Source organism: Streptomyces sp. NBC_00045 (assembly GCF_045041095.1).
Taxonomy (GTDB): Bacteria; Actinomycetota; Actinomycetes; order Streptomycetales; family Streptomycetaceae; genus Streptomyces.
Window position 1 is genome coordinate 4248404 of the sequence record NZ_CP108271.1, and the last position, 18867, is coordinate 4267270.

Consider the following 18867-nt stretch of genomic DNA (forward strand, 5'->3'; position numbering starts at 1 on the left):
GACTGGGGCCCGCACCCCCGAGGAGTAGGGATCGACATGACCGCACGGACCAGCGCACGGACCAGCGCCAACGACGCCCACCAGGCCGTTCCCACGGGGGCGCGCGCGGCGCGCAAGCGCGAGGCCATCCTGGAGGCGGCGCGCACCGTGTTCCTGCGCGAGGGCTTCGGGGCCGGAGTGGACCAGCTCGCCGCCGAGGCCGGCGTCTCCAAGGTCACCATCTACAACCACTTCGGCAGCAAGGAGAACCTCTTCAACGCCGTGATCGGGCAGACGCTCGACGAGGCGCTGGAGGTGGCCCAGTCGGTGATCCAGGCCAAGCTCGCCGAGTCGGACGACGTCCGCACCGACCTGCTGGAGGCCTGCCGCACCTGGGTCGCCGGCCTCACCACCCCGGAGGTGCTAGCGCTGCGCAACGTGATCGCGGGCGAGCGCCACCGCTTCCCGGAGCTCGGCACCACCTGGCAGGAGGAGGGCCCCGGCCGCCAGCACGCGGCCCTGGCCACGGCCCTCGGCCGGCTCGACGACCGCGGCCTGCTCCGCATCCCGGACATGGAGCTGGCCGTCCTCCAGCTCTCGGGCCTGGTCCTGTCCCCCCACCTCGTCTACGGGGTGTACGGCACCGCCCTCGACGCGGACCTCGCGGAGCGCCTCGTCCAGGGCGGCGTGGACATGTTCCTCCACCAGTACGCCGTGAGCGAGGTCTGACCGGGGCCGAAGGGGGCCGAACGGGTCACCGCGCCTGCCGCCCGCCGTTTCGCCGGGGCCATGGCCTCCGGGCGTCCTAGGGTGGCCGTCGCGCACGGGTGACGCAGGAGCGGAAGAACGGACGGACGTTCATGACGTCGCAGCAATGGGACCGCTCGCTCCTCAGCGCCGCCTCGGGCCCCGCCGTTCCCGTCACCACCGTCGCCCATGACGTCGGCCTGCTCGTGCTGCGGCTGGTCGTGGGCCTGACCATGGCCGGCCACGGCACGCAGAAGCTCTTCGGCTGGTTCGGCGGCCCGGGCCTCGACGCGTTCGGCAAGGGCTTCACCGCGAGCGGTTACCCGGCCGGGAAGACCACGGCCGTCGTCGCCGGCCTGTCCGAGACCCTGGGCGGGCTCGGCCTCGCCCTCGGCCTGCTCACCCCGCTGGCGGGTGCGGCACTGATCGGCGTGTTCGTCAACGTCCTCGCCGTGCGGGGCCTTGGCGCCTACTTCGCCCCCAAGGGAGTGGAGCTCGAATTGGTGCTGCTGGCCGGGGTCGTGGCCCTGACCCTCATCGGGCCGGGCCGCTTCTCCGCGGACCACTTCCTCCCCGTACTGCGCGAGTCGCGGCCGAGGTACGGCGTGCTCGGCGTCCTGCTGGGCGTGATGGCGGGCCTCGCGGTCGTCCTCCTGCGCGACTGACCGCAGCCGTTTGCGCCGGCCTGCGTCTGTGCCGGCCTGCGTTTGCGCCGGCCTGCGTTTGCGCCGGCGTCGCGGCGGCAGTGTCAGTGCAGGGCCAGCCAGGTGATTCCCCCGACGCCCACCACGGCGCCGGCGGCCAGCGCGGCCACCTCGTGGCGCCGCAGGGCGTACCCGAGGAGCAGGGCGCTGAACGGCGTGGCCGCCGTGCCGATCGCCCCGTGCAACGGCCCTCGGCTGTAGCCGAATTCCCCGAAGTGACGCGCCAGCCACACCAGCCAGAACAGCCTCATGACGCCCCCTCCGAGCCCTGCACCTGCCGAAGATCGTATCTTCGGGCCCCGAAATGCCACCGGGGGCACCCGCCGGGAGTCGGCGGGGTGCCCCCCGTTGTGGTCTGTTGTGCGGGTCGGGATCAGTCCTCGTAGCGGCCCAGGCGGTCCGCCGCGTAGTCGTCGAAGGCCTGGTCGATCTCCTCGGCGGTGTTCATCACGAACGGGCCTGCGCGGAACACCGGTTCGCCGATCGGCTCGCCCGTCAGGAAGAGCAGGTCGGCGCCGATCGGGCCGCCCTCGACGTGGACCGTGTCGCCGTCGTCGGCGAGGACGGCCAGTTCCCCGTCGGCCAGCTCGCTCGCGGCGACCCTGCCGCTGCCCGACAGGACGTACACCGCCGCGTTGCGGCCCGCCGGCGCCGGGAGTTCGGCGCTTGCGCCCGGCGCGATGGAGGCGTGCACGACCGTCACCGGGACCTGCGTGTCGAAGGGCCCGGTCACGCCGAGCGCGGAGCCCGCGATGACCTTGAACCAGGACCCGTCCAGGGTGCGGACCACCGGGATCTGCTCCGCCGTGCGGTTCTGGGTGCGCGGACGCAGTCCCTTGCGGGCGGCCGGCAGGTTCACCCAGATCTGGAGGTTGTGCTGGAGGCCCCCCGCCGCGCGGAAGGCGTCGGTCGGCTGGGCCGAGTGCACCACGCCCGCGCCCGCCGTCAGCCACTGCACGGCCCCGGGCGGTACGACGCCGCGGCTGCCGGTGGAGTCCGCGTACTCGATGTCGCCCTCCAGGACGTACGCGATGGTCTCGAAGCCGCGGTGCGGGTGGTCGGGGGCGCCCTTGGGCTCGCCCGGGCCGAGGTCCACCGGGCCGACCTGGTCGACCATCAGGAACGGGTCCAGCTGCGGGATCCGCGGGGTGGGGAAGGGGCGGCGGACCGGGAAGCCCTCGCCCTCCAGCGTGTGCACCGGCTGCAGCACGTCGACCACCGAACGGATCGCGGTGGCGGTGGCGGTGGCGGAACCCAGGGTGGTCATGATGCCTTCTCTCGTTCGTTCGCGGTCGTCGCGGTCCGGCGGTGATGAGCTGACGTGTGGGACGTGAACCATACAGTTCAGTTCAGTTCGAGGTCAGTTATACGGGAGAGACCGTCCTCGATCAAGTCCTGAGCACCGACCCGCCCGCCGATAGATGACAGATACGGCCGTCCGCCGTTGTCGGTGCGTCCCGTGCGCGGACAGACTCCAGCTCATTCACCGACGTTCATCTCGCAGGGGCATGCCGGGCACGGCATTCGCTGCGCATGTCACCTTCGCGGAAGGACAGTTCATGCCCGAGCTCAAGATCCTGGCCATCTCCGGCAGCCTGCGCGGCGCCTCGTACAACAGCGCCCTCGTGCGCGCCGCCCAGAAGTTCGCCCCCGGTGACCTGGCCATCGAGATCTACGAGGGCCTGCGCGACATCCCGCCCTACGACACCGACCACGACGTCGACCCGGCGCCGGTCGCCGTCGCCGACCTGCGTCGCCGCATCGCCGAGGCGGACGGCCTCTTCATCGCCACCCCCGAGTACAACTACGGGATCCCCGGTGTCCTGAAGAACGCCCTGGACTGGGCGAGCCGCCCGGCCCTCGCCTCCTCGCTGACCGGCAAGCCGGTCGCCATCGCCGGCGCCGCCCCGACCAACTTCGGCACCGTCCGCGCCCAGCTCGCGCTGCGCCAGATGTTCCTGTGGACGGACTCCAAGGTCGTCGGCAAGCCCGAGCTGCAGATCTTCCGCGCCCACGAGCGCTTCGACGAGCACGGCAACCTGACCGACGACACCACCGTCGAGATCCTCCAGCAGCTGCTCTCCGCGCTCGGTACGAAGATCCGCGAGACTCGCGCCATCGCCGAGGCCGGCCTCTGATCCACCCCAGGCCGGAGTCGCCAGCTCCTGCACTGCTCCCCCCTCTCCGAAGGGCCGCTCACACCCCCGTAGCGGCCCTTCGGCCATGCCCGGATCCCGGTGCCGCGCGGCTGCTTCCGGGAGTTGACGAAGCCTTCGCCGCACGCTGCCCGAACGCCGCCGGCCCTTGCGAGGATCGCGCCATGCGTGCAGCTTTCATCGAAGAACTGGGCCCCGCCGAGAACATCCGCTACGGCGAGATCGTCCCTCCGGCCCCCGGCCCCACGGATGTCCTGGTCGAGGTCGAGGCGGTGTCCGTCAACCCGGTGGACACCTTCGTACGGTCCGGCCTCTTCCGCACCCCCGTCGAGTTCCCGTTCGTGATCGGCCGCGACCTGGTCGGCACCGTGGTGGCGGCCGGCCCCGGAGCGGCCGGCTTCGCCCCCGGGGACCGCGTCTGGTGCAACAGCCTCGGCCACGGCGGCCGCCAGGGCGCCGCCGCCGAGCTGGCCGTCGTCCCCGTCGACCGGCTCTACCGCCTGCCCGCAGCCGTGGACGCCGCCGAGGCCGTCGCGGTCGTGCACCCCGCCGGCACCGCGTACCTCGCCCTGTTCACCCACGGCCGCGTCCGCCCCGGCGAGACCGTGCTCGTCGCCGGCGCCGCCGGGAACGTGGGCAGCGCCCTGATCGTCATGGCCGTGGAGGCGGGCGCCCGGGTCATCGCCACCGCCGGTGCGCGTGACGCCGGGCACTGCCTCGCGCTCGGCGCCGAAGCCGTCTTCGACTACAAGGACCCGGACCTCGCCGACCGCATACGGGAGTTCAGCCCGGAGGGCATCGACGTCCACGTCGACACCTCCGGGACGAACGACCTGGCCGGCGCGGTCGCGCTGCTCGCCCCCCGCGGCCGGATCGTGCTCCTCGCCGGCGCCCGCTCCCAGCCCGTCCTGCCGGCCGGGCCGCTCTACATGAAGGACGGCTCCGTCGTCGGCTTCGTGATCTCGCACGCCACCGCGGCCGAACTCGCCGAGGCCGCCGGTTCGATCAACCGCCTGCTGGCGAACGGCAGGCTGCGCGCCCGCTCCGTAGAGCGGGTCCCGCTGTCGGACGCGGCCCGTACGCACCGGCGCATCGAGGACGGCGAACTGCACGGCAGCCGCGTCGTATTGCTGCCGAAGGAGTCCTGACGACGGCTCCGCCCCGCACGCGGCGGCGCAGCTGCCGGCAGACCTGACGGACTGAGCCGGCGGCGCCCCCCGCTGCTGTCAGCGACTGCCAGACTCGCGGCATGGACGATTCCCCAGAGGCCCGGGCCCTGGCCGCCCCGCGCAGCACCTGGGCGCGGTTCGCGATCCTCGGCGCCGTGCAACTCCTGCTCAACGCCTCGGTGTCGGTGACGTTCGCCGCCGGTCCGGCCATGCAGCGGGAACTCGGCCTGAGCCGGATCGACCTCATCCTCGACAGCGCCGCCTACGGCCTCGCCTTCAGCGGCCTGCTGCTGCTCGGAGGCCGGCTCACCGACCGGATCGGACAGCGTCGGCTGTTCTCTCGGGGCACGGCCCTGTTCGCCGTCGCCTCGCTCGCCGCGGCGCTCGCCCCCAGCTCCCACGCCGTCCTCGCCGCCCGCTTCCTCCAGGGCTGCGGGGCCGCCCTCGCCGCCCCCGCGGCCATGGCCCTGCTGCGGGTCGTCTTCCCCGAAAGCCGGGCCAGGGCCGCCGCCCTGGCCCGCTGGGGCCTGCTGGCCAGCCTCGGCGCCGCCGTCGGCATCGTCCTCAGCGGAGCGCTCGTCACCTGGCTGACCTGGCGGTGGAGCTTCGCACTGCTCGCCGCCGCGGCCACGGCCGTACTGGCCCTCGCCCCCCGCTCGTTGCCGACCGGGCCGGCTCCCGTACGGGTCCCCGTGGACCTCCTCGGTGCGGTGCTCGCCACCCTCGGGCTCTCCACCCTCGGCTACGGCCTCGTGATGGTCGGCCCGCACGGCTGGACCGCCGCCCAGGTCCTCGCCCCGCTCGCCCTCGGAGCGGTCCTGCTCGCTGTGTTCGTCGCCGCCCAGCAGCGCGTCCGCGCACCCCTGCTGCCGCTCGGCTTCCTCGCCTCGCGCCGCCGGGCGACCGCCCTCGTCTGCGCGCTGCTCGGCCCGGCCATCGGCGCCAGCACCGCCTTCCTGCTGGCCCTCTACTTCCAGCAGGTACGCGGCTATTCGGCCTTCCAGAACGCGCTGGCCTTCATCCCGTACAGCGCGATGCTGCTCGGTGTCGGCTTCGTCGCGGGGCGGATCGTCGCCCGCCACGGGGTCCGAGCGGTGGCGGTCGCAGGACTGGCCGTCATCGCCGCCGGGTTGTTCCTGATCGGCGGAGTGGGGCTGCGTACGGGCTCGACCCCCTGCGTCCTGGCCGGCCTGGTCATCCTGTCGGCCGGCATCGGCACGCTGATGTCCGCCGCGGTGGTGGGTGCCGTCAGCGGGGTCCCGGAGGAGCAGTCCGCGCTGGCCGGGGCGGTGGTCAACACGGCCATCCTGGCCGGGCCGACCATCAGCCTCGCCCTGATCACCTCCGCCGCCGACGCCCGGACGGCCTCCCTGCTGGCCGCCGGGGATCCGGCCGCCGCAACGGGCGGGTACGCGTTCGCCTTCGAGGCGGCCTGCGTGGTGTTCCTGCTGGCCATCGGCCTGGCCGGGTACGGGCTCGCGCCGGACCGGCGCTCCGTCCGCCGGGCCGGGGCGCGGGCCGCCGACCGGCAGGCAGAACACTCCTCCACTCCGGCCTGACCAAGGGGGGCAGGCCGGGGTGGAGGTCCCGGACACCGTGACGCTCACGCAAGGTGATGGCTTCACGGGTGCAGCAAGCAGTGGAGTGAAAGAGATTCATGCAGGTCACGGGGGCTAAAACGGCCGGTCCGCGGTGCATTTCCAGGGGTGCGCGGCCCGGTTTCCGGTTGCCGAATGTGACCGGGTGGCGGTGAGTGGACAGGGGCAGGTCCCGTGCCCCTCCCGACTCTGAACAGGAGTGAGCTCTTGCACCGCATCACCCGCTACACCCTCCCCGCGGCCCTCTGCGTGTCGCTGCTGACCGTGTCCCCCGCCCTGGCCGGTGCCGCCGACGCCCCCACCAAGGCGGCCCCGCCGGCGGCGAAGAAGGCCATCCCCGGCGCCGAGGCGCTGACCGCGCAGGTGGAGTCCTTGGGGGCCGCCGGCAGCCTGATCACCCCCGTCACCAACTTCCTCGGGGAGGTCCTGAGGTCACCGGACGGCAAGCTTGCGGACGCGGACCTGGCCGCGCACAAGCAGAAGATCGAGGCGGCGCTCGCCGGCCTGAAGAAGACCTTCGCGGCAGCCGCCCCGGCGGCGGCCCCCGCGGCGCCCGGGGCCGCGACCAAGCAACCGGCGAACCTGCCGGTGACCCAGGTGGTCCTGCCGAAGTCTCCGACGGACGACACCCCGCCGGACGAGCCGCCGTCGGAGGTCGCAAAGCCGCCGGTTGAGGCCGCGAAGCCTCCGGTGGAGGCCGTGAAGCCTCCGGTGGAGGCCGCGAAGCCGCCGGCCGAGGCCGTGAAGCCTCCGGTGGAAGCTGCGAAGCCTCCGGCCGAGGCTGCGAAGCCTCCGGTTGGGGCCGCCAAGCCTCCAGTGGAAGCCGCGAAGCCGCCGGCCGAGGCCGCGAAGCCTCCGGCTGAGGCTGCGAAGCCTCCGGTGCAGGCAGTGAAGCCGCCGGCCGAGGCCGCGAAGCCTCCGGTTGAGGCTGCGAAGCCGCCGGTGGAGGCCGCCAAGCCGCCGGCCGAGGCCGCGAAGCCTCCGGTAGAGGCTGCGAAGCCCCCGGTGCAGGCAGTGAAGCCGCCGGTCGAAGCCGCGAAGCCTCCGGTCGAGGTGGCCAAGCCGCCGGTCGAGGCCGTGAAGCCGCCTGCCGAGGCCGCCAAGCCCGTCACGCTCCCGGCCGCGGTGCCGGCGGTCGTCCCCGCCGTCTCGATGCCCCGGGCCGTGAACCGCACCCGTCTGGACGTCGTGACCGCCGCCGTCGACCACCTCAAGGCGTCCGTCGACGAAGTCGCCAAGGCGGCCGGCCCCTGCGGCTGCACGACCGACGCCAAGGCCAAGGCCACGAACGTCGTGGCCGACCTCGGCGCCACCGTGGCCGCCCTCTTCACCGGCCTCGGTCTGCCCGGCATGCCCGCCGCGGCCCCCGCGGCCCCGGCGGCCCCGCTCGACTAGCGCTGCGCGCCATGCGCCCGTCCGCCCCCGGTGTCCCTCTGATGCCGGGGGCGGACGGGCGACCTCCGTACACCCCCCCCGTGCGACCGCGCGACCTCGTGAACACCCTTGACGCGCCCCACCGCCCGGTGGACGCTCCCGGGTCTCGCATCAGAACGGTTGCAGCTGGGGGGCCGGTATGCCGGAGCAGTCTGTCGAGTCAGGATCAGAGTCGGAGTCAGGATCCGTTCAGACGGTGGGGGAGCTGCGTGCACAGCTCGTGGAGCACGGGGCGCGCTGGTCCGTCATCGAGCACCTCGCCGACGAGGAGGCCGTGCCGCGGCCTTCCCTCGGCCTGGAGCCCGGGGCGAACCTCACGCCCGCCGAGGAGGCGGGCGCCGTCGATCTGCGGGAGCTGATCGGGCACGAGAGCGGTAATCCGCACCTCACCCGGCGCCGGGCCGCCCACGGGTTGCTGCCCGACGCGCGGGGACCGGTCGTCGGAGGCCGTCCCGCCGCCGTCGACTGGCGCAGCCGCTGGGGCTGGCCCTGGATCACCAAGGTCAAGGACCAGAACCCGTGCGGTTCCTGCTGGGCCTTCGGGGCCGCGGGCCTGGTCGAGTCGATGGCCCGCATCGAGCACGGCGTCTGGGCGGAGCGGTCGGAGGGGGACGTCCACGACGGTCTGAAGTCCACCTGTGGCCAGGGTTCCAACCCCGAGACGGCCCTCGACTGGATCAAGGGGAACGGCGGTCTGGCCGACCCGGACTGCTGGCCCTATTCGCCGCCCCCGTCCACCGTCCCGGCCGACCGCCGTGACGCCTGGCGCGCCGAGTACACCCCCAGCTGGGACCGGTCGGGCCGTACCGTCCGGATCACCGACTACGTCCGCCTCGGTGAGGTGGAGCAGCAGAAGGTCTGGCTCGACACCGTCGGCCCGCTGACCGCGTGCTTCGACGTGTACGACGACTTCTTCGGGCTCGGCTCCGGCGTCTACCACCGCACCAGCGACCGCCTCGCGGGCGGCCACTGCGTGCTGATCGTCGGCTACGACGACGCCGCGGGCTGCTGGCTGTTCAAGAACTCCTGGGGGCCGGGCTACCACGTCGGCGGGTACGGGCGGATCGCCTACGGCGAGGTCAACATCGACCACTGGGCCAAGTGCGGGCTGCGCGGCACCAACATCGATCCGTGGAGCAAGCGCCGTCTGCACGCCGGAAACGTGTACGAGAGCGGGAACGGCCGCGCCCACCGCAACTTCGAGATGCTCGCCACCGCCGACGGCGGCCGCCTCCAGCACTGGTGGCGCGAGGGCGACGCCCCCTTCCCGTGGGCCCGCGCCCGGGCGTACGCGAACGACGTCTCCGGGCAGCCCGCCTTCACCGGGACCACGTACAACCGGAACATGGAGTCGCTGCACGTGACCACCGGCGGCCGGTTGCGCCACTTCTTCTACGAGCAGTCCGGCGGGGTCTGGCGCGACGGCGGCGCCTTCGGGCCGGGCGACGCGGCGATCGGTTCGACCCCGGCGTTCATCCAGAGCGACTACGGCAAGCCGGGCAACTTCGAGGTGGTCGTCCGCACCGCCGACGGCCGGCTGAACCACTGGTGGCGGATCAACGGCGCCCCCTGGACCTGGAACGACGGCGGGCGCTTCGCCTCCGGCATCGCCCACTTCGGGCCCGCCCTGGTCCAGACGCGCAGCCGCCACCTCGACCTCGTCGCCACCCGTACGGACGGCCGGATGCAGCTGTGGTGGCGCGACGACCCGAACGGTTTCGTCTGGCGCCCCGGTGAGGTCTTCGGCAGCGCGATCACCTCCGCGCCCTGTCTGATCGAGGCGCAGTACGGGGCGCTGGACGAGGACACCGCCGGGAACTACGAGCTATGTGCGGTGGGCGCCGGCGGCCGGGTCGAGCACTGGTGGCGGGGCAACGCCTCCGGCTCCGCCTGGAGCCGCAGCGCCGTCTTCGGTCACGACGCGCTCGCGGTCACCGGGATGCTCCAGGGCAGTTTCGGGTTCAACCTGGAGGTCATCGTCCTGCGCGCGGACCGGCAGCTGCAGCACTACTGGCGCGGGGGCACCTCCTGGACGGGGTCTGGGGGAGGGTCGGGCTGGCACGAGGGGCCGGTGATCGGTTCCGCCTGAGCGGGGAGGTCGTCGCGGGTGGAGGTGCGCAAGGTAGCGCTCGGCGCCGGTGAGTCGTACGAGCTGCGGCTCACCGGGCGCGGGGCACGCGGGTACGTGTGGACCTGGCAGGTCAGCGGGGACGCGGACGCCGTCTCCGTGGACGAGGCACCGCCGCCGCCCGTGCAGGTCCTCCCGGGTGCGCCGTTGGAGCGGACGTACGTCGTCCACGGCCGCTGTCCGGGCGGGCGGGCCCGGATCCGCTTCGCGCAGATCCGCCCGCCCTACCCGCAGGAGGCCCCGTACGACGAATTCGTCCTGGAGGTGGAGGTCACGGCTGCGGACGGGGGCGCGGCGCCCGCGCCCTGAGGGCCCGGTGCTGTACGGCCTCCAGCGGGCCCCGGTCGAAGTGGCGCAGCCACAGTCGGGACGCGGTGAGCAGGGCGAGGCTCACCGCGGCCCACAGGCCCATCACCCACCAGGGCCCGCTCCCGGCCATCCGGTCGGCGAGGCCCAGCCCGATGCCGTAGCAGAGCAGCATGCAGAGCAGGTTCTGGCCGACGTAGCAGGACAGGGCGGTGCGCCCGACGGAGGCGAGGGCGCCGGCCCCGGGCACCCGGAACCGGTCCAGGGCGCAGCCGATCAGGCCGATGTACCCGACGGAGATCAGCGGGGCGATGCCGTAGCGGCCCAGGACGAAGAGGTCGTGGCCGCCGAGCGCGGCGGCGGCGCCGAGCGGCAGCCCGAGGCCGAGGCCCCAGGCGGCCATCCGGACCCGGATGCGGCGCCCGGCGGCGGTCGGTGCGAAGGCGCCGGCGCGGTGCAGTCGGACGCCGAGGAGGAAGAGGAAGACCAGCAGTCCGAAGGAGAAGACGGGCTCGATGCGCAGCGCGAGGGCGTGGTCGAGCCGGAAGCCGATCTGGTCGAGGTAGCCGCCGTGGGCGTACAGCTCGACCGCCGAGGGGTCCGCAGCCTTGGGCCCGTGGTCCGGCTCGGCCAGGTTCCCGAGCGTCACGAGGCCGATCAGGGCCAGGTGGAGTGCGCCCGCGGTCCACATCGCGGCCCGCTGCACCGTCTCGGAGCGGGCGAGCAGCCGGGCCACGAGCAGGGCGGTGACGGCGTACCCCATCAGGACGTCCCAGGCGAAGACGAGGACGAAGTGGACGGTGCCCTCCAGGAAGAGGAACGCGGCGCGTCGCGGGTAGCGGCCCGGCCACGGTTCGCCGCGGCGGGCGGCGGAGTCGTACTGGATGGCCAGGCCCACCCCGAACAGGATGGTCAGGAGGGACAGGAACTTCCCGTCGGCGAGGAACCGGAAGAGCGCCTCGGCGATGTTCGCGGCGGAGGGGTCGGAGACCGGGTCGGGCAGGGTCAGTCCGCCCTGGAGCACGGCCCGTTCGGAGCCGGGGGAGGCGAAGATCCAGACGTTGGTCATGAGCGTGCCGAGGATGGCGGCCCCGCGCAGGACGTCGAGGAGGGGGAGCCGGGTCGTGGTCACCCCGGGGGCGGGGAGGGTGGTGTGGGCCATGGCTCCAGCGTCCCGGCGGGCGGTGGCCCGTACGTCCTGCGGGTGAACGAAGACCGGGTACATCCTTCGATGCAGCGGCGCGGGCCCGCCGTCCGCATCGCGGACGGGGAAACCGTTGCACTGTTCATGTATCTATCCTGTGCGCATGCCATCAGCCGCACCCGCCGCTGCGACCGCCGCGACCACCGCCCCGGCCACCGGGTCGACCTCCGTCACCGCCGCCGAACGCGTCTACCGGCACGTCAAACAGGCCGTACTGGTGGACCGCCGCTACGAGGGCGGCACCCTCCTCACCGAGGGCGAACTCGCCGACGCCGTCGGGGTGTCCCGTACGCCGGTCCGCGAGGCGCTGCTGCGGCTGGAGACCGAGGGGCTGCTGAAGCTGTACCCGAAGAAGGGCGCTCTGGTGCTGCCGGTCTCCGCACAGGAGATCGCCGACGTCATCGAAACGCGGTTGCTGGTCGAGGAGTTCACCGTACGCAGGGCCGTGCCGGCGCCGCCCGGCCTGCTGGAGCGGCTCGCCGCCCTGGTCGAGGAGCAGCGCCGGCACGCCGAGTCGGGGGACCTGCCCGCGCTGATGGCCGCCGACCGGGGCTTCCACGCCGAGATCGTGCGCAGCGCCGGCAACCAGATCCTGAGCCGGCTCTACGACCAGCTCCGCGACCGGCAGCTGCGGATGGGCGTGGCCCTGCTGCACGGGCATCCCGAGCGGGTGGAGCGGACGCTGGCCGAGCACACGGAGATCCTGGACGCGCTGCGGGCCGGGGAGGCGGAGACTGCGGCCGCCGCCGTCCGGGCCCACGTGGGCCGCGTCGAGGCGCTGGTGCGGAGGGCCGACCGTTGAGCGGGCCGGTGAGCGCGCCAGTGGGCGGGCCGGTGAGCGGGCCCGCACTGTTCCGGGACCCCCCGGGAGGCCGCACGGCGGTGGCCGTCTGGTCCATCGGCGTCGCCGTCTACTTCGTCGCGGTGATCTTCCGTACGAGCCTGGGCGTGGCCGGGTTGGAGGCGGTGGACCGCTTCCACGTCAACGCATCCGCCCTCTCGGCCTTCTCCCTCCTCCAACTCCTGGTCTACGCGGGCATGCAGGTTCCGGTGGGCCTGATGGTGGACCGGCTCGGCACCAAGCGCGTGCTGACGCTCGGCGCGGTCCTGTTCACGGCCGGGCAGATCGGCTTCGCCCTCTCGCCCTCGTACGAGATGGCCCTCGCAGCCCGCGCCCTGCTGGGCTGCGGCGACGCGATGACCTTCATATCCGTACTGCGGTTGGGCACCCGGTGGTTCCCGGCCCGGCGCGGCCCGCTGATGGCCCAGCTGGCCGGCCTGGTCGGCATGGCCGGCAACCTCGTCTCCACGCTGGTGCTGGCCCCCGTCCTGCACGGGGTCGGCTGGGTCCCGGCCTTCGCGGGCAGCGCGGTGGCGGGCCTCGTCGTCCTGGTCCCCCTCACCCTCTTCCTGCGGGACCACCCGGAAGGCCACGAGCCGCCGCCGGTGCGCCGGGGCGGCGGGGGCTTCGTACGCCGCCAGATCCGCGACTCCTGGCGCGAACCCGGCACCCGCCTGGGCCTGTGGGTGCACTTCACGACCCAGTTCCCGGCGATGGTGTTCCTGCTGCTGTGGGGCATGCCGTTCCTCGTCGAGGACCAGGGGCTGGCGCGGACCACCGCGGCGGGCCTGCTGACCCTGGTGGTGGCCTCGAACATGGGCTTCGGCCTCGTCTACGGCCAACTCATCGGCCGCCGCCAGTCGGCCCGCATCCCGCTGGCCCTGGGCACGGTCGCCCTCACGGCACTGCTGTGGGCCTCGGTCCTGGCGTACCCGGGTGCCCACGCCCCGATGTGGCTCCTCGTCACCCTGTGCGTCGTCCTGGGCACGTGCGGCCCGGCGTCGATGATCGGCTTCGACTTCGCCCGTCCCGCGAACCCCGCGGAACGCCAGGGCACCGCGTCGGGCATCACCAACATGGGCGGCTTCCTGGCGTCGATGACGACCCTGCTGGCGGTGGGCCTCCTCCTGGACGCCACCGGCGACGACTACCGGATCGCCTTCTCGTCGGTCTTCGCGGTGGAACTCCTGGGCCTGACCCAGATCCTGCGCCTGCGCCCCCAGGCGCTGACCCGCGAACGCACCCGCCTGGACGCGCCGGCGCCCCGGCCCGTGTCCCAGGGCCGGGGCGCCGACGCGTCCCCCGTTCAGTTGTAGGTCGGGAGGACCCCGTTCCGTACGGGCGTTCCGTGCCGGACCCCCACGTGCGCCGGGCGGGAGAGACCCCCGTCCCCTCCGGCCCGCCGGCCGCGGTGGCCCCGGCATCCGGCCAACGGCTGCCGACTCTACGGCCGGACCGGGCCCCGGGATGTGCCGGGCGTGCACGGCTCGTTGATCTTGCGCGCAAGTGCCTCCCGGACCGCCCACTGCCGGAACTCGGTGGGGCTGGCCCCGTACGCCTCCCGGAACGTCCGGCTGAAGACGGCGGGGTTGGTGAACCCCCACCGCCGTGCGACGGCGTGGACGGGGCTGGTGAGGAGCCCCGGGGCCGCGAGATCGGCCCGGCACCGCTCCAGCCGGCGCTGCCGGATCCCGGCCGCGACGGTCTGCCCCTGCTCCCGGAACAACAGCTGGAGCCACCGCAGCGAGATGCCGTGCCGGGCGGCGACGGCGGACGGCGTCAGCTGGGGGTCGCCGAGGTTGTGGTCGATGAAGGAGTTGATCCGCTCCATCAGCGCGCGGTTGCGCGCCTCGGCGGACAGCTCGTCCTCGGCGCCCAGCTGCCCGGCGAGGCAGGCGCCCACGAGGTCGAGGGCGACCGTTCCCAGCCGGTTCAGTTCCGCCGGCCCGCAGTCCGCGCCGTGCGCCGCCAGCGAGCGCATGTACTGCGCGAGGATCGCCCCCAGGCCGTGGCCGCCGGGGATGCGCCGGGCGAGCAGCCGCTCGACCCGGGCGCCGCGCAGGGGCATCGCGTCGCGCGGGAACGACAGGGTCACGGCCCGGATCAGGCCGTCGTCGCCGGGCAGCGCCAGCGACTCCATGGGCAGCGAGGTGTCCCAGAGGACCATGTCACCGCTGAACAGACCCGTATCGGAACGATTCTGCGCGAGTGACATCGCGCCGTCGGTGACGAGCCCGATCTGGTACTGCTCGGGGTCGCTGCGCCGGACGTGCGCGGCCGTGCGCCGCGAGTGCAGCGAACTGAAGTCGAAGGTCGACACCTGCACACCGCCGAGGTCCAGCACGGAGGCTTCCGCCCAGAACTTCCCCGGCCGCCCGCTGCGGATCGCGGTGGAAACGAGTTCCTGCGCGACGACGTCGGTGAACCAATCGAGCCGTTCCGCCTCCGGCACGACAGCCGACGACAATCTGGACCACACCTCTGGAAACCTCCTGCCGCGGCGGCCGTCCCGCCCGTGACAGGGACGAGAAACCGCGCACGCCGGTTCTCGGAGGTCCGCGCCGGCTACCGGCGGGCCGCCCGGCGCGCTACGGGGTCACGGCGAAGTTGGCCAGGATGGCGGCCGCCAGCTCCGCATCGCCCTCGATCTTCACCCGGTCCGCGACTGCGCCCGCGCGGACCCGCCCCGCCGCGAGCCGTACGTACGTCTCCCAGTCCGTCGTCAGCGTCACGGCCGGCCCCAGCGAGGGCGCCTTGTCGATCGTCGCGCGTCCCTCGGCGTCCACGCGTACCGTCCGCATGAACTCCACCGGCCCGTGCACGTCGATGACCACCGCCGAGTTCGCCGGCGCTCCGGCCAGCTTCGCGACCACCTTCGGCAGCCCGGCGAGCAGCATGTCCCGCGCCACGAACGCCCCCGGCGAGTCCCAGTTCCCCGGCGCGCCCAGCGCCGCCCGCAGGTCCTGCTCGTGGATCCACACGTCGAACGCCCGCAGCCGCAGCGCCAGCTCCAGCGTCACCTGTTCGCCCAGCGGCCCGCGCACCATGGTGGCCGGATCCCGCTTCTCGTTGCGCAGCTGACGGGACCTCCGGATGATCGTGTATTCGAGCTCCGAGGTCATCTCCGGCGCGGTGTGGTGCCGCCGGACGTCCACCTGTACCTCCATGTACCGGGTGAACTCGTCGACCACGTGCCGCAGGTCCCTCGCGACGGTGTGGATCGGCCGGGGGTCCCCCAGCTGCTCGCACTCGATGCCGATGATGTGGGACACCACGTCGCGGACGGACCACCCGGGGCACGGCGTCGCCCGGTTCCACTCGCCCTCCGTCAGGGGGAGGACCAGCTCGGATATCGCCTCGATGGAGTGCGTCCACGCGTCGGCATAGGGCTGGAGGCTGGGATGCGGCTGGACGGTCAACGGGACCCCTCGCGTGCTGTTCAGTGGCGCGTTTTCTGGAAGCGTGTGGACTGCTCCCAAAACTACGCTGCCGGTGAGCGCCCCGGCAGTGCTTTCGTGTGACGATCGTAGGCCCGAGTTGACGGCTTGAAAGCCAGGACGGTGGTACTGTGCGCGCCTCTCTGATCCAAATCGCCGTGACCGACGGCGAGTCGGTCGCTTCACGCCGTGCCCGCGTGGCCGATCTCGTACGGGATCAGGCCGGGTCGGACCTCGTCGTCCTGCCCGAACTGTGGACGGTGGGCGCCTTCGCCTACGAGCAGTTCGAGACCGAGGCCGAGCCGCTGGACGGCCCGACGTACGAGGCGATGTCCAAGGCGGCGAGCGACGCGGGGGTCTGGCTGCACGCCGGTTCGGTCGTGGAGCGTGCCGGCGACGGGTCGCTCTACAACACCGCCCTCGTCCTCTCCCCGTCGGGCGAGCTGGCCGCCACGTACCGCAAGATCCACCGCTTCGGCTTCGACCAGGGCGAGGCCGTGCTGATGACGGCCGGCGACTCCCTCACCACCGTGACCCTGCCGGAGCAGACCCTCGGCATCGCCACCTGCTACGACCTGCGCTTCCCCGAGCTGTTCCGCGGCCTGGTCGACGCCGGGGCCACCACGATGGTCGTCGCCGCGGGCTGGCCGGCCCGCCGCCGGGCCCACTGGACCCTGCTGAACCGGGCCCGGGCCGTCGAGGACCAGTCGTACGTCCTCGCCTGCGGGCTGGCCGGTACGCACTCGGGCGTCGAGCAGGCCGGGCACAGCCTGGTGGTGGACCCCTGGGGCGAGGTGCTGGCCGAGGCGGGCCCCGGCGAGGACGTCCTCACCGTCGACCTGGACCCGGCGAAGGTGGCCGAGACCCGGGAGCAGTTCCCGGCCCTCAAGGACCGCCGCCTGAACCGCTGACCCCGCTGTTCGCGGTGGTCCCGGCCGAGGAGACCGTGCGGCCGGGCCGTGCCGCCGCCGCACGGTCAGGCCCCTTCCCTCCCCTACGCCGGGTGCTCGCGCTCCTTCTCGGCCATCCGGATCACGCACACGGCGACGGCGATCAGCAGCGCCGCGTCCGCGTCCTCCCGGATCACGTCCACGGCGTACGTCTCGCGGATCCGGTACCACTGGCGCGAGACCAGCGCGAGCAGCTCCCCCTCGTACTCGATCTTGAACTCGCGGTCCAGGAGCCGCCCGCTGACATCGAGCTCGGTGCCCTCGACCAGCGTCACGAGATAGTGGTTGCGCAGCAGCGAGAGCCGCTTGCGGCGGATCACCGCGAGCCGGAGCTCGTCCCGTTCCAGCGTCATCGCGTCGCGCAGGCTGAACAGCTTCTCCCGCAGCGTGATCAGGATCTGCCCGTCCGGGTTCTTCAGCTCCAGCGTGTCCCGGACGCGCAGCGCCTTCCCGTCGACGAGGAACGCGTGCCTCCCGTCCTCGTCCTCGATCCAGTAGTCGTCCCCGACGGCCAGCACTTTGTCCCGAACCAGGTATTTCATGCCCGCATCGATGCCCGCGATAGGTTGCCGCCATGCCCCTGCTCTACGTGACCGACCTGGCGTACCCGGCGCGCGGCCGCCGCTACTGCGACGAGGACATCCTCCTCACCTCCCGCCTGCGCGAGCACTTCCCGCTCGCCCTGTGCCACCCGCTCGACGCGGCGGCCATGATGGCGGACTTCGACGCGGTGATCGTCCGCAACAGCGGACCGGTCCTGCACTACCAGGAGGCGTACGACGCCTTCCGCGCGGCCGCCCTCGCCGCCGGCACCCGCGTCTACAACCCGCTCACCGGCCGCGGCGACATGGCCGGCAAGCAGTACCTCCTCGACCTCACGGCGGCCGGCCACCCGGTGATCCCCACGATCGACGACCCCGCGGACCTCGCCAAGCTCCCGTCGGCACCCTCGTACGCGGTGAAGCCCAAGCAGGGCGCGGACTCCATAGGCCTGACCTTCACCCCGCACCCGGCCGGCCCGGCGGGGGAGAACCTCATCCAGCCGCGCATCGACTTCTCGTACGAGGTGTCCTTCTACTTCGTCGACGACGCCTTCCAGTACGCCCTCTACGCCCCGGACCCGGCCCGCCGCTGGGAGCTGGTGCCGTACGGGGCCACCCCGGCGGACCTCGACTTCGCCCGCGGCTTCATCGAGTGGAACACCCTGTCGCACGGCATCCAGCGGGTGGACGCCTGCCGCGCCCCCTCCGGCGAACTCCTCCTGGTCGAGCTTGAGGACCTGAACCCGTACCTCTCCCTGGACCTCGTCTCCCCGGCGGAGCGGGAGTCCTTCATCACCGCTCTCACCGAATCCCTCCACTCCTTCCTCACCGTCTGATGTCAGAGGGGGATGCCAGGCTTCCCCCATGGACAAGCACACGTTCTGGAAGCTGATCGAGACGGCCCGGTCGGAGGCCGATCCCGACCAAGTCGCGTCATACGCCTCGGAGTTGCTGGCGCGCCGTCCCGAGGTCGAAATAGCCGCGGCCCAACAGGTGCTGTGGGACCTGCTGGCGGAGTCCTACCGCAGCCCCCTGTGGGCCGCGGCCTACGTCATCAACGGCGGCTGCTCGGACGACGGCTTCGACTACTTCCGCGGCTGGCTCCTGACCCAGGGCGAGGCGGCCTTCGCCCGCGCCCTGGCCGACCCCGACTCCCTGGCGGACCACCCCGCGGTCCGCGAGGCGGCGGCGGAGGGCCTGGAGCTGTGGGACGAGGAGGCCCTCTCGATCGCCTGGACGGCGTACGAGGCGCGCACGGGGCACGAACTCCCCGCGGACTCCTTCACGATCAGCTACCCGCCGCTGGACCCGGCCTGGAACTTCGACTTCGACGACACGGCGGAGACCTCCACCCGCCTCCCCCGCCTGAGCGCCCTCTTCGCCTTCGCCTAGAGCCGGTGGTGTCGGGGCCGATGCCGAGGGGCGCCGCCGCGCTCCGTCGTCACCCCGCGGGTGTCTTCATACCGCCGCGACGGGGCGTTCACGGGCGGATGGCAAGCTTGAAACATGAACGATGCTGCCCCGGCGCCCACCCCTGCGCCCGCGCCCCGCCGCCGTGCCCGTGTCCGTGCCCCCGAGCTGATCGGCAAGGGCGGCTGGCTGAACACGGGAGGCAAAGAGCTGACCCTCGCCGACCTGCGAGGACGTATCACGATCCTGGATTTTTGAAAAT

20 protein-coding genes are annotated in these 18867 nt (G+C 73.0%); 14 read left to right on the forward strand and 6 right to left on the reverse strand.

Going from position 1 to position 18867, the window contains the following annotated elements; genetic code table 11:
• Positions 1 to 36: 36 nt before the first annotated feature.
• Together OHA65_RS19850 and OHA65_RS19855 are read left to right on the forward strand one after the other, a co-directional pair.
• A complete protein-coding gene (locus tag OHA65_RS19850; protein WP_327284430.1) occupies positions 37 to 708 on the forward strand; it encodes a TetR/AcrR family transcriptional regulator in 672 nt (223 codons plus the stop codon).
• 131 nt (positions 709 to 839) lie between these two features.
• Positions 840 to 1391, forward strand: a complete 552-nt coding sequence (locus tag OHA65_RS19855) for a DoxX family membrane protein (RefSeq protein WP_327284431.1) — start codon at positions 840 to 842, stop codon at positions 1389 to 1391.
• A gap of 83 nt (positions 1392 to 1474) precedes the next feature.
• Here the strand turns inward: OHA65_RS19855 and OHA65_RS19860 are convergent, their stop codons facing one another.
• Together OHA65_RS19860 and OHA65_RS19865 are read right to left on the reverse strand one after the other, a co-directional pair.
• Positions 1475 to 1681 carry a hypothetical protein gene (locus tag OHA65_RS19860; protein ID WP_371644213.1) on the reverse strand — a complete coding sequence of 69 codons (207 nt, stop codon included), beginning with the start codon at positions 1679 to 1681 and terminating at the stop codon, positions 1475 to 1477.
• A gap of 122 nt (positions 1682 to 1803) precedes the next feature.
• Positions 1804 to 2697, reverse strand: coding sequence for a pirin family protein (locus OHA65_RS19865; protein ID WP_371644215.1), 894 nt, complete (start codon positions 2695 to 2697; stop codon positions 1804 to 1806).
• Between the two features lie 292 nt (positions 2698 to 2989).
• Between OHA65_RS19865 and OHA65_RS19870 the strand changes: the two genes are divergently transcribed.
• From OHA65_RS19870 to OHA65_RS19895, 6 genes are all read left to right on the forward strand, one after another.
• Positions 2990 to 3568: an NADPH-dependent FMN reductase gene (locus OHA65_RS19870; RefSeq protein ID WP_327284434.1), complete on the forward strand. Its 579-nt coding sequence runs from the start codon at positions 2990 to 2992 to the stop codon at positions 3566 to 3568.
• 182 nt (positions 3569 to 3750) lie between these two features.
• Positions 3751 to 4734 carry an NADPH:quinone reductase gene (locus OHA65_RS19875; RefSeq protein WP_327284435.1) on the forward strand — a complete coding sequence of 328 codons (984 nt, stop codon included), beginning with the start codon at positions 3751 to 3753 and terminating at the stop codon, positions 4732 to 4734.
• 101 nt (positions 4735 to 4835) lie between these two features.
• Positions 4836 to 6314, forward strand: coding sequence for an MFS transporter (locus OHA65_RS19880; RefSeq protein ID WP_327284436.1), 1479 nt, complete (start codon positions 4836 to 4838; stop codon positions 6312 to 6314).
• Between the two features lie 246 nt (positions 6315 to 6560).
• Complete coding sequence (locus OHA65_RS19885) at positions 6561 to 7748, forward strand: hypothetical protein (protein WP_371644217.1); 1188 nt, start codon at positions 6561 to 6563, stop codon at positions 7746 to 7748.
• 235 nt (positions 7749 to 7983) lie between these two features.
• Complete coding sequence (locus OHA65_RS19890) at positions 7984 to 9876, forward strand: C1 family peptidase (protein WP_327284438.1); 1893 nt, start codon at positions 7984 to 7986, stop codon at positions 9874 to 9876.
• A gap of 18 nt (positions 9877 to 9894) precedes the next feature.
• The gene (locus OHA65_RS19895; protein WP_327284439.1) at positions 9895 to 10224 is read left to right on the forward strand and encodes a protease inhibitor I42 family protein; all 330 of its coding nucleotides are present in this window, start codon (positions 9895 to 9897) and stop codon (positions 10222 to 10224) included.
• On the opposite strand, the gene OHA65_RS19900 is transcribed toward OHA65_RS19895, so the two are convergent.
• Positions 10187 to 11383, reverse strand: coding sequence for a DUF418 domain-containing protein (locus OHA65_RS19900; protein ID WP_327284440.1), 1197 nt, complete (start codon positions 11381 to 11383; stop codon positions 10187 to 10189). The two genes, OHA65_RS19895 and OHA65_RS19900, sit on opposite strands and share 38 nt — an antisense overlap.
• Before the next feature lie 145 nt (positions 11384 to 11528).
• On the opposite strand from OHA65_RS19900, the gene OHA65_RS19905 reads away from it, so the two are divergent.
• Positions 11529 to 12227 (forward strand): GntR family transcriptional regulator, encoded by a 699-nt coding sequence (locus OHA65_RS19905; RefSeq protein ID WP_405762213.1) that lies wholly within the window; start codon positions 11529 to 11531, stop codon positions 12225 to 12227.
• 8 nt (positions 12228 to 12235) lie between these two features.
• Positions 12236 to 13582 carry an MFS transporter gene (locus OHA65_RS19910; protein WP_327284442.1) on the forward strand — a complete coding sequence of 449 codons (1347 nt, stop codon included), beginning with the start codon at positions 12236 to 12238 and terminating at the stop codon, positions 13580 to 13582.
• Positions 13583 to 13710: 128 nt separating this feature from the next.
• Here OHA65_RS19910 and OHA65_RS19915 read toward each other — a convergent pair whose 3' ends face one another.
• Positions 13711 to 14733 carry a helix-turn-helix domain-containing protein gene (locus OHA65_RS19915; RefSeq protein WP_328763252.1) on the reverse strand — a complete coding sequence of 341 codons (1023 nt, stop codon included), beginning with the start codon at positions 14731 to 14733 and terminating at the stop codon, positions 13711 to 13713.
• 121 nt (positions 14734 to 14854) lie between these two features.
• On the reverse strand, positions 14855 to 15685 hold the full coding sequence (locus OHA65_RS19920; RefSeq protein ID WP_327284444.1) for a maleylpyruvate isomerase family mycothiol-dependent enzyme: 831 nt from the start codon (positions 15683 to 15685) through the stop codon (positions 14855 to 14857).
• A gap of 149 nt (positions 15686 to 15834) precedes the next feature.
• Between OHA65_RS19920 and OHA65_RS19925 the strand changes: the two genes are divergently transcribed.
• Entirely contained in the window at positions 15835 to 16614 is a 780-nt protein-coding gene (locus tag OHA65_RS19925) for a carbon-nitrogen family hydrolase (RefSeq protein WP_327284445.1), read from the forward strand.
• 83 nt (positions 16615 to 16697) lie between these two features.
• Here the strand turns inward: OHA65_RS19925 and OHA65_RS19930 are convergent, their stop codons facing one another.
• Complete coding sequence (locus tag OHA65_RS19930) at positions 16698 to 17195, reverse strand: LURP-one-related family protein (protein WP_327284446.1); 498 nt, start codon at positions 17193 to 17195, stop codon at positions 16698 to 16700.
• 32 nt (positions 17196 to 17227) lie between these two features.
• Here OHA65_RS19930 and OHA65_RS19935 point away from each other — a divergent pair, with 32 nt between their 5' ends.
• The 3 genes from OHA65_RS19935 (at position 17228) to OHA65_RS19945 (ending at position 18863) form a co-directional block, all read left to right on the forward strand.
• Positions 17228 to 18031, forward strand: a complete 804-nt coding sequence (locus OHA65_RS19935; protein WP_327284447.1) for a hypothetical protein — start codon at positions 17228 to 17230, stop codon at positions 18029 to 18031.
• A 28-nt stretch (positions 18032 to 18059) separates the two neighbouring features.
• Positions 18060 to 18587, forward strand: coding sequence for a DUF4240 domain-containing protein (locus OHA65_RS19940; RefSeq protein ID WP_327284448.1), 528 nt, complete (start codon positions 18060 to 18062; stop codon positions 18585 to 18587).
• Positions 18588 to 18701: 114 nt separating this feature from the next.
• A complete protein-coding gene (locus OHA65_RS19945; protein ID WP_327284449.1) occupies positions 18702 to 18863 on the forward strand; it encodes a hypothetical protein in 162 nt (53 codons plus the stop codon).
• The last annotated feature ends 4 nt before the right edge of the window (positions 18864 to 18867 follow it).

Coding starts and splice junctions, on each gene's coding strand:
- OHA65_RS19935 (WP_327284447.1), top strand. CDS start 17,228: ATGCCCCTGCTCTACGTGACCGACCTGGCGTACCCGGCGCGCGGCCGC.
- OHA65_RS19870 (WP_327284434.1), top strand. CDS start 2,990: ATGCCCGAGCTCAAGATCCTGGCCATCTCCGGCAGCCTGCGCGGCGCC.
- OHA65_RS19945 (WP_327284449.1), top strand. CDS start 18,702: ATGAACGATGCTGCCCCGGCGCCCACCCCTGCGCCCGCGCCCCGCCGC.
- OHA65_RS19875 (WP_327284435.1), top strand. CDS start 3,751: ATGCGTGCAGCTTTCATCGAAGAACTGGGCCCCGCCGAGAACATCCGC.
- OHA65_RS19850 (WP_327284430.1), top strand. CDS start 37: ATGACCGCACGGACCAGCGCACGGACCAGCGCCAACGACGCCCACCAG.
- OHA65_RS19930 (WP_327284446.1), bottom strand. CDS start 17,195: ATGAAATACCTGGTTCGGGACAAAGTGCTGGCCGTCGGGGACGACTAC.
- OHA65_RS19905 (WP_405762213.1), top strand. CDS start 11,529: ATGCCATCAGCCGCACCCGCCGCTGCGACCGCCGCGACCACCGCCCCG.
- OHA65_RS19860 (WP_371644213.1), bottom strand. CDS start 1,681: ATGAGGCTGTTCTGGCTGGTGTGGCTGGCGCGTCACTTCGGGGAATTC.
- OHA65_RS19880 (WP_327284436.1), top strand. CDS start 4,836: ATGGACGATTCCCCAGAGGCCCGGGCCCTGGCCGCCCCGCGCAGCACC.
- OHA65_RS19855 (WP_327284431.1), top strand. CDS start 840: ATGACGTCGCAGCAATGGGACCGCTCGCTCCTCAGCGCCGCCTCGGGC.
- OHA65_RS19900 (WP_327284440.1), bottom strand. CDS start 11,383: ATGGCCCACACCACCCTCCCCGCCCCCGGGGTGACCACGACCCGGCTC.
- OHA65_RS19940 (WP_327284448.1), top strand. CDS start 18,060: ATGGACAAGCACACGTTCTGGAAGCTGATCGAGACGGCCCGGTCGGAG.
- OHA65_RS19865 (WP_371644215.1), bottom strand. CDS start 2,697: ATGACCACCCTGGGTTCCGCCACCGCCACCGCCACCGCGATCCGTTCG.